This window comes from Demequina muriae (assembly GCF_030418295.1).
In the GTDB taxonomy this organism is placed as follows: Bacteria; Actinomycetota; Actinomycetes; order Actinomycetales; family Demequinaceae; genus Demequina; species Demequina muriae.
In genome coordinates, this window is record NZ_JAUHQA010000001.1 from 1,720,370 (window position 1) to 1,735,920 (window position 15,551).

Annotated in this window: 13 protein-coding genes; 8 read left to right on the top strand and 5 right to left on the bottom strand. The window is 69.6% G+C overall.

Features of this window, described 5'->3' with window-relative positions; translation table 11 throughout:
* Genes QQX02_RS08145 through QQX02_RS08155 form a run of 3 tightly spaced genes read left to right on the top strand, consistent with a single transcriptional unit; the run spans position 1 to position 2,510 of the window.
* Positions 1 to 1,125, top strand: coding sequence for a GuaB3 family IMP dehydrogenase-related protein (locus tag QQX02_RS08145; RefSeq protein WP_301142347.1), 1,125 nt, complete (start codon positions 1 to 3; stop codon positions 1,123 to 1,125).
* Positions 1,126 to 1,140: 15 nt separating this feature from the next.
* Positions 1,141 to 1,911 carry a type I methionyl aminopeptidase gene (gene map, locus QQX02_RS08150; RefSeq protein ID WP_301142349.1) on the top strand — a complete coding sequence of 257 codons (771 nt, stop codon included), beginning with the start codon at positions 1,141 to 1,143 and terminating at the stop codon, positions 1,909 to 1,911.
* A gap of 50 nt (positions 1,912 to 1,961) precedes the next feature.
* Entirely contained in the window at positions 1,962 to 2,510 is a 549-nt protein-coding gene (locus QQX02_RS08155) for a hypothetical protein (protein WP_301142351.1), read from the top strand.
* Here the strand turns inward: QQX02_RS08155 and QQX02_RS08160 are convergent.
* Positions 2,497 to 4,065 carry a bifunctional NAD(P)/FAD-dependent oxidoreductase/class I SAM-dependent methyltransferase gene (locus tag QQX02_RS08160; protein WP_301142352.1) on the bottom strand — a complete coding sequence of 523 codons (1,569 nt, stop codon included), beginning with the start codon at positions 4,063 to 4,065 and terminating at the stop codon, positions 2,497 to 2,499. The genes QQX02_RS08155 and QQX02_RS08160 overlap by 14 nt on opposite strands.
* A 66-nt stretch (positions 4,066 to 4,131) precedes the next feature.
* Between QQX02_RS08160 and QQX02_RS08165 the strand changes: the two genes are divergently transcribed.
* A complete protein-coding gene (locus tag QQX02_RS08165; RefSeq protein WP_301142353.1) occupies positions 4,132 to 4,686 on the top strand; it encodes a helix-turn-helix domain-containing protein in 555 nt (184 codons plus the stop codon).
* Between the two features lie 30 nt (positions 4,687 to 4,716).
* Here the strand turns inward: QQX02_RS08165 and QQX02_RS08170 are convergent, their stop codons facing one another.
* Together QQX02_RS08170 and QQX02_RS08175 are read right to left on the bottom strand one after the other, a co-directional pair.
* Entirely contained in the window at positions 4,717 to 5,382 is a 666-nt protein-coding gene (locus tag QQX02_RS08170; protein WP_301142354.1) for an esterase/lipase family protein, read from the bottom strand.
* The gene (locus QQX02_RS08175) at positions 5,379 to 6,194 is read right to left on the bottom strand and encodes an alpha/beta fold hydrolase (RefSeq protein ID WP_301142356.1); all 816 of its coding nucleotides are present in this window, start codon (positions 6,192 to 6,194) and stop codon (positions 5,379 to 5,381) included. The genes QQX02_RS08170 and QQX02_RS08175 overlap by 4 nt, the downstream gene beginning before the upstream one ends.
* 216 nt (positions 6,195 to 6,410) lie before the next feature.
* On the opposite strand from QQX02_RS08175, the gene QQX02_RS08180 reads away from it, so the two are divergent.
* Positions 6,411 to 7,100, top strand: coding sequence for a glutamine amidotransferase-related protein (locus QQX02_RS08180; RefSeq protein ID WP_301142357.1), 690 nt, complete (start codon positions 6,411 to 6,413; stop codon positions 7,098 to 7,100).
* 106 nt (positions 7,101 to 7,206) lie between these two features.
* Positions 7,207 to 8,766 (top strand): HNH endonuclease, encoded by a 1,560-nt coding sequence (locus QQX02_RS08185; protein WP_301142359.1) that lies wholly within the window; start codon positions 7,207 to 7,209, stop codon positions 8,764 to 8,766.
* Between the two features lie 108 nt (positions 8,767 to 8,874).
* On the opposite strand, the gene QQX02_RS08190 is transcribed toward QQX02_RS08185, so the two are convergent.
* Positions 8,875 to 11,334: a phosphoketolase family protein gene (locus QQX02_RS08190; protein WP_301142360.1), complete on the bottom strand. Its 2,460-nt coding sequence runs from the start codon at positions 11,332 to 11,334 to the stop codon at positions 8,875 to 8,877.
* A gap of 252 nt (positions 11,335 to 11,586) precedes the next feature.
* On the opposite strand from QQX02_RS08190, the gene QQX02_RS08195 reads away from it, so the two are divergent.
* Positions 11,587 to 12,492 (top strand): ABC transporter ATP-binding protein, encoded by a 906-nt coding sequence (locus tag QQX02_RS08195; RefSeq protein ID WP_301142362.1) that lies wholly within the window; start codon positions 11,587 to 11,589, stop codon positions 12,490 to 12,492.
* A gap of 2 nt (positions 12,493 to 12,494) precedes the next feature.
* Positions 12,495 to 13,667 (top strand): ABC transporter permease, encoded by a 1,173-nt coding sequence (locus QQX02_RS08200; RefSeq protein ID WP_301143684.1) that lies wholly within the window; start codon positions 12,495 to 12,497, stop codon positions 13,665 to 13,667.
* Positions 13,668 to 13,680: 13 nt separating this feature from the next.
* On the opposite strand, the gene QQX02_RS08205 is transcribed toward QQX02_RS08200, so the two are convergent.
* The gene (locus QQX02_RS08205) at positions 13,681 to 15,549 is read right to left on the bottom strand and encodes an ABC-F family ATP-binding cassette domain-containing protein (protein WP_301142363.1); all 1,869 of its coding nucleotides are present in this window, start codon (positions 15,547 to 15,549) and stop codon (positions 13,681 to 13,683) included.
* Positions 15,550 to 15,551: the final 2 nt, after the last annotated feature.

Here is a 15,551-nt window from a genome sequence, read left to right on the forward strand (position 1 = left end):
GTGAGCAACGAGATCGAAATCGGACGCGGCAAGCGTGGACGCCGCGCGTACTCCTTCGACGACATCGCGGTGGTGCCGTCGCGGCGCACGCGCGACCCCAGGCAGGTGAGCCTGAGCTGGCAGATCGACGCGTTCCAGTTCGACATCCCCGTGATCGCGGCGCCCATGGACTCCGTGACGAGCCCGGCGACCGCCATCCAGCTGGGCAAGCTGGGTGGATTGGGAGTGCTCGACCTCGAGGGGCTGTGGACGCGCTACGAGGATCCCGAGCCGCTGCTCAAGCAGATCGCGGGCTACGAGCCTGCCGATGCCACCGCCCGTCTCCAGGAGATCTACAGTGAGCCCATCAAGGACGAGCTCATCACCGCGCGACTCCAGGAGATCCGTGCGGCCGGCGTCCCCGTGGCCGGAGCCCTGAGCCCGCAGCGCACGCAGGAGCACTACGAGACCGTGCTCAAGGCGGGCGTGGACCTGTTCGTGATCCGCGGCACCACGGTGAGCGCCGAGCACGTCTCGAGCGACGCCGAGCCCCTCAACCTCAAGAAGTTCATCTACGACCTCGATGTGCCGGTCATCGTGGGCGGAGCGGCGACGTACCAGGCAGCGCTGCACCTGATGCGCACGGGAGCGGCGGGCGTGCTCGTGGGCTTCGGCGGCGGGTCGGCGCAGCGCACGCGCACCACGCTGGGCATCCATGCTCCGCTGGCGACCGCGGTGTCCGACGTCGCGGCCGCGCGGCGCGACTATCTCGATGAGTCCGGCGGGCGATACGTCCACGTGATCGCGGACGGCGGGCTGGGCCGCTCCGGCGACCTGGTCAAGGCGTTCGCGTGCGGGGCCGATGCGGTGATGATCGGAGCGGCGCTCGCGCGGTCGTCCGACGCGCCCGGCGGCGGCTTCCACTGGGGCCAGGAGGCGTACCACGACGAGCTTCCCCGCGGAGAGCGCGTCGAGGTCGGCACGGCCGGCACCCTGGAGGAGATCCTCAACGGACCCGGCCACCGTGCCGACGGCACCACCAACATCATGGGCGCGCTGCGACGCTCGATGGCGACCACGGGCTACTCGGATCTCAAGGAGTTCCAGCGCGTCGACATCGTCGTGTCTCCGTACCACCCGGCTTGAGCGCGGGCGGCACGCATGATCGAAATCATGAGCCCCGCGGAGGTCGCTCGCGCGCGCGACACGGGCACGCTGGTGGGCACCATCCTGCAGGAGATGAAGAGCCGCGCCACGGTCGGCACCAACCTGCTGGACATCGACCGCTGGACCCAACAGATGATCGCCGAAGCCGGAGCGCTGTCCTGCTATGTGGATTACGCCCCGTCCTTCGGCAACGGGCCCTTCGGCCACTACATCTGCACCGGCGTCAACGACGCCGTGCTGCACGCCCGGCCGCGCGACTACGCGCTCGCGGACGGCGATAAGGTCACTCTGGACCTCGCCGTGTCGCTCCGTGGCGTCGCGGCCGATGCGGCGATCAGCTTCGTCGTGGGCGACACCCGGCCGCCCGACACGCTCGCGATGATCGAGACCACCCGGCGGGCCCTGGCCGCCGGCATCGCGGCCGCACGGCCGGGCGCGCGCATTGGCGATCTGTCGCACGCGATCGGCACGGTGCTGAGCCAGGCGGGCTATCCCATCAACACCGACTTCGGCGGGCACGGCATCGGGTCCACCATGCACCAGGATCCGCACGTGCCGAACATGGGTCGCGCGGGCCGTGGGTACAAGCTGCGTCCCGGGCTGATGCTGGCCCTCGAGCCGTGGGTGATGGCCGACACCGACGAGTTGGTGGTCGACGACGACGGCTGGACCCTGCGGTCCGCGACCGGGTGCATGACCGCTCACACGGAGCACACCATCGTGATCACGGCGGATGGTGCCGATATCCTCACCGTGGCTCGTTAGCGCGCGCCGCTCGGGACCCGCTGCACCACCCTTCACCCAGGAGAGCACTCATGTCACGTACGACCGCACCGTTCCGGATCGGCTTCGGCGCCATCCCTGCCCTCACGCTGGCGTCGGCGCTCACGCTGACCGGCTGCGGCGCCGCGACCGACGACGACGCCACCCCGACGCCCACGGCCGAACAGACGGCGAGCGCCGCCGTGGACGAGGCGCCGGCAGAGCAGGACGACGACGCCGAGCAGGACGACGACGAGGTCGACGCCCCCGCGTCGAACGACGCGCTCCAGGATTACGTTGACCTGGAGCTCTCCCAGCTCGACGCGATGGGCGACTCTCTCGGGGACCTGTACTCCGACATCTCCGTCGAGGCCGTTCCGCCGAATGGCATCGAGTACTCCTACACCTACGCGGATCAGGTCGACGCCAGCTTCGCTGAGGAGTCGCTCGCAGGCATCGAGGAGACGCTCCAGCAGCTGCTCGACACCGCAGTGTTCCCGATGATGGTGCAGGCGGGTGTCGAGGAGCCGCTGTCGGCGACGTACACCTACCTCAACGCGGACGGCACCGAGCTCTGGAGCGAGACCTTCACGTCGGAGTGATCTCGGCCCGCCGGCGGATCAGCACGACCCCGTCGGTGAGCATGCCGGGCTGTCCCTCGGGGCCGGTCGCCTCGCGGGCGACGTCCTCGACCCGCACCTCCTCCCACTCGCGCGGGTCGAGCGCCAGCGCATCGGCCTCCTGCCGTGCGGTGAGGAAGGTGTGCTCGTGCGCATCGGCCGGAGTCGCCCACGGCGGCGGCGCGGCGTGCGTCACGAGCAGCAGGTGGCCGCCGGGCCTCACTGCGGCCGATGCGCGCATCAGGACGTCCGTGCGCGGCAGGTCCACGGGGGAGTGGAAGAACGATGCGGTGATGAGGTCGTAGGCGCCGTCCGGCTGCCAGGTGGCGAGGTCGGCGACGTCGAAGGCCGCCTCGGCCCCCGCATCGGCCGCAGCTGCGCGGGCGCGCGCGATCGCGGTGCGTGAGATGTCCAGGCCGTGCGCACGCCAGCCGTGTCGGGCGAGCCAGATCACGTCCGCACCTTCGCCGCAGCCGAGGTCGAGGGCCGTTCCGGGGGTCAGGCCGTCGACGGCCGATGCGAGGGTCGGGTTCACGCGGCCCGACCAGGATCGCTCGGCGTCGGCATAGCGTTCCTCCCAGAACGCGGCGGGGTCCTCCGCCGGTGCGGACTCCGCGCGGTCGAAGTCCTCGTCGACAAGGAACGCGTTGACGCGGGCGCCTGCGACGGCTCCCGCGCTCGCGGCCATGGGGACGCTCTCCATGGGGTTGACGACATTGCCGGCGGCCCAGATTCGGGGGTGGCTGGTGGCGCCGTCGGGCTCCGTGGCGATCACGCTCGTGCCCGGGCCGGCGGTGCGTTCGAGGCCCAGCGGATTGAGGAAGTGATCGTGAGGATGGGGCAGGCCGGCCGCGAACAGGGCGTCGATCGGGTGGGTCGCGCCGTCGGCCGTGGTGACGTGCGTGAGGTCGGTGCCGCCGCCGGTGCCGTCGAGGCGGGTGACCGCTGAGTCGACGATCCGGACGCCGCGGGCGGCGAGCCGGTGGCGCTCGGACTCGTCGACGAGGCCCGGCTCCTGAGCGAACACCGTGACCGAGTCGCTCAGTTGACGCACCATGAACGCCAGGTGGACCTGACCCGCGTGCGTGACCAGGACGCCGATGCGTGTGTCGCGCACCTCCCAGCCGTGGCAGTACGGGCAGTGGATCACGCTGGTGCCCCAGCGCTCCGCGAGGCCGGGGATGTCGGGCAGGGCATCGGTGATGCCGGTCGCGAGCACGATCGCTCGGGTGCGTTCCACGGTGCCTTCTACGGTGACGGCGAGGATCTCACCCTCGTCCTCGACGGTCTCGACGGAGCCCGCCCGGACCTCGACGCCGTAGCGCTCGAGCTCGCGGCGCCCCGTGGCCAGCAGCGCGGCAGGGTCGAGGCCGTCGTGGCCCAGGATCCCGTGCATGTGGGAGGCGAATCGGTTGCGTGGCCGGCCGGAGTCGATCACGAGCGTGCGCCGGCGGGACCGGCCGAGCATCTGAGCGGCGCTGAGGCCGGCCGCGCCGCCGCCGATCACGATGGCGTCCCAGGGGTGTGGTGTGGTCATGACTCGAGCCTTGCCCCCGTGATGCAGAAGTGCAAGGCCGCTTGCTGAATATGCAAGAGTGTGGGCATGGACGACTTGGCACAGGTGGGGCCACGGCTCCGCGCCGCGCGGCAGGCCCGCGGCTGGACGCTCGACGACCTGGCCGTGCGGGCATCGGTCTCGGCGAGCACCCTGTCGCGGCTCGAGTCGGGCAAGCGGCAGGCGACGCTCGAGCTGCTGGTTCCGTTGACGCGACAGCTGGGGATCCGCGTGGACGACCTGCTGCCGCCAGCCGACCGTGACCCGCGTGTGCGGCGGCCCGAGATCCGGCGCGACGGGCTGGTGATGGTGCCGCTCGCCCCCGAGTCGTCCACGATGCGGGCGTACGGGATCACCTACCCGGTGATGACCGAGGTGCCCGCCCTGCGCGTGCACGACGGGCATGAGTGGCTGTACGTGCTGAGTGGTCGGCTGCGGCTTCTGCTCGGGGAGCAGGATCTGGTGCTCGAGGCCGGCGAGGCGGCGGAGTTCGACACCCGAGTGCCGCACGCGCTGATGGCCGCCGGGCCGGGGACGGCGCGGGTGCTGAGCATCTTCAACGAGGAGGGGGAGCGCATCCACACGTGGGGCTCGGAGCGCTAGCGATCCAGCGGGGCCGAGGCGATGACCGCGTCAGTCGGCGAAGGTCGCCAGCTCCGCCAGCACCCCGGGGTGTCCGAGGACGCGGAAGTGCCCACCGGTGTCGAGCATGACGTTGGTGGCGCCGGGCAGCTCGCTGCCGCCGGGGATGTGAGGATCGAAGCGCGCGTAGACCGAGACGATCCTGCCGTTGACTGTGGTCTGCCTCGCCAGACTCGTGATGGTCGCATCGCGCGACGAGAACGCCCGCAGCGACCGCAGCGGCATGGCGCGTGCGTACCGGGACCCTCCGAAGGGGGTCGCGACGGCGAGCATGCCGCGGACCCGGTCGCCGGCGGGGCCGGCCATGACCACCTTTCCCGTGAGGCCGCCCTTGCTGTGCGCGACCAGCAGGACGTCCTCGAGGTCGTTGTTTCTCAGGTAGGTCTCTACGTGCTCCGCCATCTCGGTGACGGGCCGATGGTTGCGACGCAGGTCCGCGACGACATGCACGGGGTGTCCCTGCGCATGCAGCTGCTCGATGAGAGGCTGCATGAACTTCCACGTCTCGTAGATGCCGGGCAGCACGACGACCGGCGTCCGGGTGCCCGTCAGGAACGAGTCAGGGTGCACACGATTGACGAGCGCTCGCACCTGCCACACGAGCGCATAGGCGTAGTCGCGCGTCCACCACGCCCAGAAGCGGAAGAGATCCTTCATGTCGCCACCCCGCGACTGGGCTTCGGGTCGTCGACGAAGGTGAGGATGGCGGACTCGACAGCGTGCGGCGCGGAGTCCTGGACGACGTGGTGATGTCCCGGGATCTGGATGAGGCTCGCGACGGGGATGCGATCGCGCAGCCGACCGCACCACTCTGGTCCAGAGATCGGATCGCGCGCTCCCCGAATGATGAGCGCGGGCACCGTCAGTCGTGCCACGTCCTCCTCGATCTTGTAGGAGAGAAGGTGGCGAGTCTGGGCCAGGTACCAAGGCATGCCGCAGCGAAGGTAGTCGGTGACGATGATCGCGTTGGCACGGGGCGACTCGCCCAGCGAGTCGCGCACCAGTCCCGCCGCCTGGGCCGGGAGCGACCGGTGCTCCGAGTCCGCGACGGGGCCGATGAGGACCAGGCGCTCGACGAGCTCGGGGCTCTCGACCGCGACCGCGGTCGCCCACTGCGCGCCCATCGAATGGCCGATGAGCACGACGGGGCCGACCTCCAGGGACGCGATCGCGCCCGCGAGTCCGCGCGCCATCGTCGGCACGTCGACGTCGGCCGTGGGCTTCGGCAGCCCCGCGTATCCGGGCATATCGATCGAGAACGTGGGGCCCGTGGTGGCGAGAGCGGCGTGCAGCCGTGACAGGTACCGGTGGGACATCCCGATGCCGTGGACGAGGACGAAGACCGGTGCGGACGCGTCCGCGCTGGGGTCGGCATCGGCGAGGACGCGGAAGGACAGCGGTCCGTGGCGGTACGGCTGATCCACGCGGGCCGTCCCGCTGCGGTAGAGGAAGGGTGGCCGGTCGCTCACCGGAGGTTCGCCTGTCGAGCGAATGCTGTTCGCGCTCGCTCTCGCGTGGGCAGGATCGCTGCGGGCCCCGGGCCCGGAAGGCGACCGGCGTGGGCGCGGAGTGCCGGCGCGCTGAGAGGTCCCATGCGGCCATTGTCCGTCACCCCGGGGGCTGCGCGTCGCACTCGGTCTCTCCCGCATCGGCCGTCCTCCGGTCGCCCTCGCTACAGTGACGGCATGCGATGTGCGGTCATCAGGTTCGTGGCGTTCGAGGATCTGGGTGTGTGGGAGCCAGAGATCGCCGCGCACGGGTACGAGATCCTCTCCCTGGACGTGGGGGTCGACGACCTCGCGCCTGCGGTCGATGCCGAGCTCATGATCGTGCTCGGTGCCCCCATCGATGCGGGCGACAGTTCTCGCTATCCCGTGCTCAGTGAGGTGACTGACTTAGTATCTGCACGGCTGCAGACTGGGCGCCCGATGATCGGTGTGTGCCTGGGCGCGCAGATCATGGCGATCGCGCTTGGCGCGACCGTCGAGCGGGGGGAGCGCGAGGTCGGGTTCGCACCGGTGGTGCTCGCGGAACCGGCGCACGACTCGCCGCTGCGGCACCTCGGCAGTGCGCCCACTCTGCATTGGCACCGCGATGTCGTCACGCTTCCCGACGGGGCGACGAGCCTCGCCTCCACTGCGACGACTCCCCATCAGGCCTTTGCGTACAGGAGCTCGCTGGCGATTCAGTTCCATCCTGAGGCCGACCCGGAGGCGTTCGAGCGGTGGCTGATCGGCCATTCCGGGGATCTCGAGAGTTGGGGCCTCGACCCGCGCGAACTGCGCTCGGCCGCACTTGAGCACGGAGACGAGGCGGCCATCGCGGGCATCCTTCTCATACGCGAGTACCTCCGCGGGCTCGGCTCTCTGACGTAGCGCGGACAGCGATGGGAGCCGTCCCCATGGGACAGGGTACTTTGTTCCATCCACAGATATCTGCCAGGGACGTTGTCGTGTCAGAGGGTCCTGTTTGACTGGTGTCATGACCTTGAGCGGGCAGTTGCCAGTCCAGTCGGCCGATGCGCCGGCGGGGCTTGGTGACGCCCTCGTGCGGGCACGCGCGGCTCTGGAGGAGGCTCGTGCGCTGGTGGCCGGTGAGACGGCCACGGAATTGTCGGAGGGTGTGCTCCTGGAGGTGCAGGCGGGGGTGTCTGACGTGAAGCGGGATGCGGACCTGCTGCTTGCTGCGGCCTGTGCGGAGATCGCGCGGCGGTCGGCTCCCGAGCTGGGTTCAACAGGTCTGGCGCGGAAGCAAGGCTTCTCTGAGCCGACGACGATGATCGCCGCACTCACCGGAGGCTCTCGGCGAGAGGCGGACCGGCTCATCCGCGCTGGTCGGGTGATGGCCGATGCTGAGGAGCAGGTGCGGCGCGAGCACGACGCGGCAGCCAATGGTGTGACGGCGCGGGAGCCGGAGGAGCCGACGTATCCCGTGGTCGCCCGGGCCCTCTCGGCTGGGCGCATCAGTGTGGAGATCGCCGCGCAGATCACCCGCATGCTCGACTCGGTGTCGGGCGCAGCCACGAGGGACCAGGTGGCGCTTGCGGAGAGAACGCTGGTCGAGAGGGCCCCCGGGTTGAGCGCTGAGCAGTTCGCACCGATCGTGCTGCGCTGGCGTGATGGCCTGGCCGCGCGTGACGCGGAGGAGCGGCAGAAGAGGATGGCCCAGGAGCGCTACCTGGTGATCAAGGATGAGGCTGATGGCGCGGTGCGGATCTCCGGCGTTCTTGACCCGGTGACGGCCGCCCCGATTCGTACGGCGCTCGAATCGATGGTGAAGGCTGCCTTCCGGCGGCGCCGTGACGGCGATCCCTTGCATGACGACCACCGCTCGGCGGGTCAGATCCGGGCTGACGCGTTGGCGACGTTCGCGCGTCACATGCTCGGCTGCGATGAGGCGCCCATCGCGCACGCGACCACGAAGGTGATCGTGCGCATGACCCTGGAGCAGTTGGTCGGTCTGGACGCGGAGGGTGCGGCGGCAGTGGATGGCGCGGGCAGCGCGATCCCGGTCGGTGAGCTCCGGCGGGCCGCGGTCGATGCCGGGTATCTGCCGCTGGTCCTCGGTGGCGATGACGAGAAGCTGAATGTGGGTCGAGAGAAGCGACTGTTCAGTCCCGCCCAATGCGTCGCTCTGCTCGAGCGCGACAGCGGGTGCGCGATGTGCGGAGCACCACCGAGCCACTGCGAGGCGCATCACGTTGAGTGGTGGGATCGAGACGGCGGTCGCACCGATCTCTCGAACGGCGTGATGCTTTGCGTCGCGTGCCATCACACCATCCATCGCGACGCATGGGGCATCGAGGCGAGCAACGAGCAGGTGTGGTTCAGGCCGCCCGCGTCCGTCGACCGGGAACGAAGGCCACGACTGGGCGGCAGGGCCAGGTTCGGGATCACTGAGAGAGAGCGCCGAGAGCTCGACGCCGCAGGAGCCACTGGACCGCCGGCACCCGCGGGGGAGACGGCGGCGGAGACATCAAGGGCGCCAGTGCCGCCGAGGGCCGCTGAGGATGGGCCCGGGCCAGAACTCCTGCTGCTGTAGCTGGGGGGGGCGAGCGAAGGTGAGGCGCCCCGGAACCAAGCCCGCGCATCGGCCGGATGCTGAACTGCGACGGCCGATGCGCGGAGCTATCGAAGGTCTCGGAGTGGGCTAGTCGTTGTCGCCGCCCGTCGAGTCGGCCGCGGCCATGGCGCGCTTGCTCTCCTCGTCCGCGTCCGGCCATGTCCAGTTGGCGACCTCGGGCAGGTCGGCGCCGTGCTCACGTGCGTAGCGTCGGGCCGCCAGGCGCCGGTCGAACAGGTCCTGGCGCAGCGATGCGGCGCGGGTGCCGAGCCCCGGGACGCGATCGATCACGTCCATGACCAGGTGGTATCGGTCGATGTCGTTGAGCATCGCCATGTCGAAGGGCGTCGTGGTGGTGCCCTCCTCCTTGTAGCCGCGGACGTGCAGGTTCGAGTGGCCGTTGCGACGGTAGGTGAGGCGGTGAATGAGCCACGGGTAGCCGTGATAGTTGAAGATGACCGGCTTCGTGGTGGTGAACAGCTGGTCGAAGGCGCGGTCCGTCATGCCGTGCGGGTGCTCCTCCTCGGGCTGTAGGCGCATCAGGTCGACGACGTTGATCATGCGCACCTTGAGCTCAGGAAGCTCCTGGCGAATGATGTCGATCGCCGCGAGGATCTCGATGGTGGGCACGTCGCCGGCCGCGGCCATGACCACGTCGGGCTCTTCGCCCAGCGGCACGTTGGAGGCGAACTCCCAGATGCCGAGTCCACGGGTGCAGTGGTCGATCGCCTGGTCCATGGTGAGCCACTGCGCCTGCGGCTGCTTGCCCGCGATGACCACGTTGACGTAGTCGCGCGAGCGCAGACAGTGGTCGTAGGTGCTGAGCAGTGTGTTGGCGTCGGCGGGGAGGTAGACCCTGACCACCTCGGCCTTCTTGTTGACCACGTGGTCGATGAACCCGGGGTCCTGGTGCGAGAAGCCGTTGTGGTCCTGACGCCACACGTGGCTGGACAGCAGGTAGTTCAGCGAGCCGATCGGCCGGCGCCACGGCAGTTCTCGCGACGTCTTGAGCCACTTGGCGTGCTGATTGAACATCGAGTCGACGATGTGGATGAACGCCTCGTACGAGGTGAACAGGCCGTGGCGACCCGTGAGGGTGTAGCCCTCGAGCCACCCCTGGCACTGGTGCTCCGACAGCATCTCGACCACGCGACCGGACGATGCGGTGTGGGCGCCGTCATCGTCCTCGCGGCGGGCGTTCCACACCTTGTCCGTGACCTCGAGCACCGACTGCAGGCGGTTCGACGCCAGCTCGTCCGGCGCGAAGATGCGGAAGTTGTCCGGGTTCTTCTCGATGATGGCCTTGAGGAACAGTCCCAGCTGCTTGGTGGCCTCGGCCGGGCCGGCTCCCGGGTTGGGGACGTCCACGGCGAAGTCGCGGAAGTCGGGCATGATCAGGTCTCTCAGCACGAGGCCGCCGTTGGACTCGGGCCGCGCGGACATGCGCAGCTCGCCCTCCGGCGCGATCTCGCTGGTCGCGGGCAGCGGGGCGCCTGCGTCGTCGAACAGCTCGTCAGGACCGTACGACTGGAGCCAGCCCTCGAGGGTGCTCAGGTGAGCGTCCGTGTCGCGAGCATTCGACAGGGGCACCTGGTGCGAGCGCCACGAGCCCTCGGTCTGCTGACCGTCGATCGAGTCCGGGCACGTCCAGCCCTTGGGGGTGCGGAACACGATCATGGGCCACATGGGGCGCTCCATGTTCGGGTCCTCCGCCGCTTGGGCCTTGATGCCAGCGATCTCGTCCATGACGTCGTCGAGGATCGCGGCGAATCGCGCGTGGGTCGACTCGTGCGACTCGTCGTCGAATCCCGCCTCGAAGACGTGAGGCTTGTGACCGTACCCGCGCATCAGGGCGTCCAGCTCGTCCTCGCCGATCCGCGCGAGAACCGTGGGGTTCGCGATCTTGTAGCCGTTGAGGTGCAGGATCGGCAGCACCACGCCATCCGAGGCGGGGTTGATGAACTTGTTCGAGTGCCACGACGTCGCCAGCGGGCCCGTCTCGGCCTCGCCGTCGCCCACGATCGCCGCGACCAGCAGGTCGGGGTTGTCGAAAGCGGCCCCGTAGGCGTGGCTGAGCGCATACCCCAGCTCGCCGCCTTCGTGGATCGATCCCGGGGTCTCCGGCGCCACGTGCGACGGGATGCCGCCGGGGAAGGAGAACTGCTTGAAGAGGCGCTTGACCCCGGCCTCGTCGTAGGAGATGTCGGGGTACGTCTCGGTGTAGGTGCCGTCGAGGAAGCTCGACGCGACCAGACCTGGTCCGCCGTGCCCCGGGCCGATGATGTACATCGTCGGCTGCTGGCGCGCCTTGATCATCCGGTTCAGGTGCGCGTAGAGGAAGTTCAGCCCCGGAGTGGTGCCCCAGTGCCCCACCAGTCGCGGCTTGACGTGGTCGCGGTGCAGCGGCTCGCGCAGCAGCGGGTTGTCGAGAAGGTAGATCTGTCCCACGCTCAGGTAGTTCGTGGCCCTCCACCACCTGTCGATCGCGCCGATCTCCTCCGGCGACGCCTTCTCGTCAGTGCGGGCCTGCCAGGCGTGATGAGTCATCGTGGGACCTCCGTGTGGGTGGTTGATGCCTCCAGCATTGCACCGGGCGGCGGCGTCCGCGCGGGCAAAGGTCCTATGTCCATGAACGTTCACCTGCATGCGAGGGGACGGCGGAGGTCTCGACCTGCTCGGCCGGCGCGGCCGGTGGCGCCGCCGGCGGTCGTCGGGCGCGGAGACGGTCGCGCGCCCGCCGCCGTGGCGCCATTCTCGCTTATGGTGGAGGCGCCCCCTCAGCCCACTCAAGGAGCACGCGTGACCGCACTGGAGATCGACAGCCTCTCCAAGTCCTACGGCGAACTGCGAGCACTGAACGAGGTCTCGTTCGAGGTGCCCGCCGGACAGATCTTCGGGTTCGTGGGATCCAACGGCGCCGGCAAGACCACGACGATGCGCATCATCCTCGGCGTGCTCCGGTCCGATGCGGGTGAGGTCAGGTGGAAGGGCGCGCGCGTGGACGCGGACGTGCGCCGGCGCATCGGCTACATGCCGGAGGAGCGCGGCCTGTATCCCCGCATGAAGGTGGGGGATCAGCTGGTCTACCTCGCCCGCCTGCATGGGTTGAGCAAGGAGCGCGCCGTCGCCGCTATGGAGCAGTGGACGCAGGTGCTCGGGGTGGACGAGCGCCGCGGCGACGAGGTGGACAAGCTGTCGCTCGGCAACCAGCAGCGCGTTCAGCTGGCCTCCGCGCTGGTCCACGAGCCCGACATCCTGGTGCTCGACGAGCCGTTCTCAGGGCTCGACCCGGTCGCGGTCGACGTGATGAGCGACGTGCTGCGCAGCCAAGCCGACCGCGGCGTCCCCGTCATCTTCTCGTCTCACCAGCTGGAGCTCGTGGAGCGCCTCAGCGACCGCGTCGGCATCGTGGCCCGCGGCAGCATGGTGGCCTCGGGGCCGATCGACGAGCTACGCGCCACCGACACCAGTCAGTGGATCCTCGCGCTCGCGAGCGCGACTGCGCCCCCCGCCGCGCCGCCAGGGGTGAGCATTACAGAGTCGGCTCCGGGCCGCTGGCTCGTCGAGGCGGACTCCGCGGAATCCGCCCAGGCCGTGCTCGCATCGGCCGTCCAGCAGGGCACGGTGACCGAGTTCTCGCCGGTGCGTCCCACTCTGACCGACCTGTTCCGCGATGTCGTGAATGCCCCTGAGGAGGTGGCGTGAGCATGCTGTGGCTGATCGCCAAGCGCGAGTTCCGCACCCGCGCCCTGTCCAAGGCGAACCTGATCTCCTCGGGGATCATGCTCGTGATCATCGTGGGAGCGGCGCTGATCCTCAAGCCGTTCATCGTGGGCGGTGACGACGAGCCCGACGTCGTGGAGGTGGACTCCGCGACCGCGGGCGCACTGATCCCGCACCTGGAGGCCGCCGCGGCGGCTCAGGAGTTCGACGCCGTGTTCGATCCTGTCGATGCTCCCGCCGAGCCGGAACTCGCCGAGGGCATCAGCGGAGTGATCGTGGGCCCAGCTGACGCTCCCGAGCTCTTCGTCGACGGCGCGCAGGAGTCGCTGATGTCCGTGGTCACCGCCGCCACGCAGGCCGCCGTGCTCGAGTCCCAGGTGTCGGATCTCGGAGGGGACCCCGCGACCGTCAACGAGGCGCTCGCGCTGGCTGTGCCGACCGTGACGCTCCTGGGAGATGACGACGGAGGCTTCGAGTCCGGATCGTTCTTCGCGGGCTTCGCGGTCATCCTCGTGCTGTTCTTCGTGCTCATCCAGAGCTCCTCCGTGATCATGATGGGCGTGGTCGAGGAGAAGTCCTCGCGCGTGGTGGAGATCCTGCTCGCGACCGTGCGGCCGTCGACGCTCCTGGGAGGAAAGATCCTCGGCGTGGGTCTGTACACGCTCCTGCAGGCCGCGGGAATGGTGCTGCCGCTGCTGTTCGCCGCGTGGCACCTGGAACTGCTGGGCGCGCTCGAGATCGGCGTGGGCCAGCTGCTGGTGAACTTCAGCGTGTGGTTCGTGCTGGGCTTCGCGCTGTTCACGGTGCTGTTCGGCGGGCTCGCAGCGCTGGTGTCGCGGCAGGAGGACATCGGGTCGGTGTCGACGCCCATGATGCTGCTGATGATGGCGCCGCTGTATCTCGCGATCTACCTGGTGCCGAGCAGCCCGGACGGCCCCGTCACGACGGTGCTCACCCAGGTGCCATTCTTCGCGCCGTTCATGGTGCCGATGCGATCGGCGTTCGGCGCCATCACCACGGGCGAGACGCTGCTGGCGGTGGCGCTGTGCCTGATCTCGATTCCGCTGCTGACGTGGCTCGCGGGCCGCGTGTACGCCGGGGCGGTGCTCAACACGGGCGGTCGCATGAAGCTCAAGGACGCGCTGCGCCGGGGGTAGAGGAGGGTCAGCGCTACTTGCCGAGCCGGTCTCCCAGCTCCAGCCAGCGCGTCTCGAGCGCGGAGGTCTCGGCGGCGTTGCTGCGCAGCTTCTCGGTGAGCGTCGCCAGGCCCTCGAAGTCCGCCTGATCGTGCTCGGCCATCGCCTCGTGGACCTCGGCGGTCTCGCGCATCAGCTTGCCCAGGCGGCGCTCGGCGGCGGCGAGCTCCTTCTCGAGGGCACGCTTCTCCGCCCCGTCCAGCGTGGGCATGGCGGCCGATGCAGGGGCAGCGCCTCCGCCTGAGCCCGTCGCCGAGGTCTGGCCCCCGAACGAGCCCACGCCACCCGTCTTCGCCCGGCGTTCGCGCGACAGCTCGACGTACTCGTCGACGCCGCCCGGCAGATGCCGGAGACGCCCGTCGATCACGGCGTACTGCTGGTCCGTGACCCGCTCCATGAGGTAGCGGTCGTGGCTCACCACGATGAGGGTTCCCGGCCAGGAGTCGAGCAGGTCCTCCATGGCGGCGAGGATGTCGGTGTCCAGGTCGTTGGTGGGCTCGTCGAGCACCAGCACGTTGGGCTCGGTCAGCAGCACGAGCAGCAGCTGCAGGCGCCGACGCTGGCCGCCCGATAGTCGTCCCACCTGGGTCTTGAGCTGCACCGGGGTGAACCCCAGGCGCTCGAGCAGCTGGGTGGGCGTCATCTCGTTGCCGTCCGCGAGCGAGACGGAGGAGAACCGCTTCACGACGGCCGAGACTCGTTCGCCGGCGTGCTCCTCGAGCTCCGCGAGCTGCTGCGAGAGCGTCGCGACCTTGACGGTCGAGCCCGTCTTGACGCGGCCCGACGTGGGTTCGAGGTCACCCGTGATGAGCTTGAGGAGCGTCGACTTTCCCGCGCCGTTCTCGCCCAGGATGCCCGTGCGCTCGCCCGGGCCGATGTTCCAGTCGATCTCGGTGAGGACCTCGACCTCGCCGCCGCCCTTGCCGTCCGCATCGGCGCTGCCGTCGTTCGCCGGGTACCGGACCGTGCACCGGATGAGCTCGACCACGTCCTTGCCGAGCCGCGAGGCTGCCATGCGGTTGAGCTTGATGGAGTCGCGGATGGGCGGCACGTCCGCGATCAGCTCGTTGGCGGCGTCGATGCGGAACTTGGGCTTGGTGGTGCGCGCGGGGGCTCCGCGCCGGAGCCACGCGAGCTCCTTGCGCAGCAGGTTCTGACGCTTGGACTCGGTCGCCGAGGCGATGCGGTCCCTCTCGACGCGCTGGAGGATGTACGCGGCGTATCCACCCTCGTAGACCTCGACCTCGCCGTCGTGGACCTCCCATGTGCGGGTGGTCACTGCGTCGAGGAACCAGCGGTCGTGAGTCACGACCGCGAGGGCCCCTCGGCCGCGGGCCCAGCGACGGTTCAGGTGCTCCGCGAGCCACGCGACGCCGTCGACGTCGAGGTGGTTGGTGGGCTCGTCGAGGAAGACCACGTCGTGGTCGTCGACGAGCACGTGCGCCAAGGCAACCCGGCGCTGCTGTCCGCCCGAAAGGGTGCCCACCACCGCATCGGCCGCAAGGTCGGGCACGAGGCCGGCCATCACGTCGCGGATGCGCGGGTCGGATGCCCACTCGTGCTCGTCGGCGTCACCCACAATCGCCTTCGCGACCGTGATCTCCGGGTCCACGTGGTCCGACTGGTCGAGCACGCCTACGCGGGTGCCGCGCGAGGTGGTGACGATGCCGTCGTGCGGCTCCAGCCGTCCCGCGAGGATCTTCATGAGGGAGGACTTGCCGGCGCCGTTCGCGCCGACAATGCCAATACGGTCGCCGTCGTCGAGGCCCACGGTCACGGATTCGAGCACCGTGCCGGTCCCGAAGTCGACGTGAAGCGCCTGTGCGCCGAGGAGATGAGCCACCC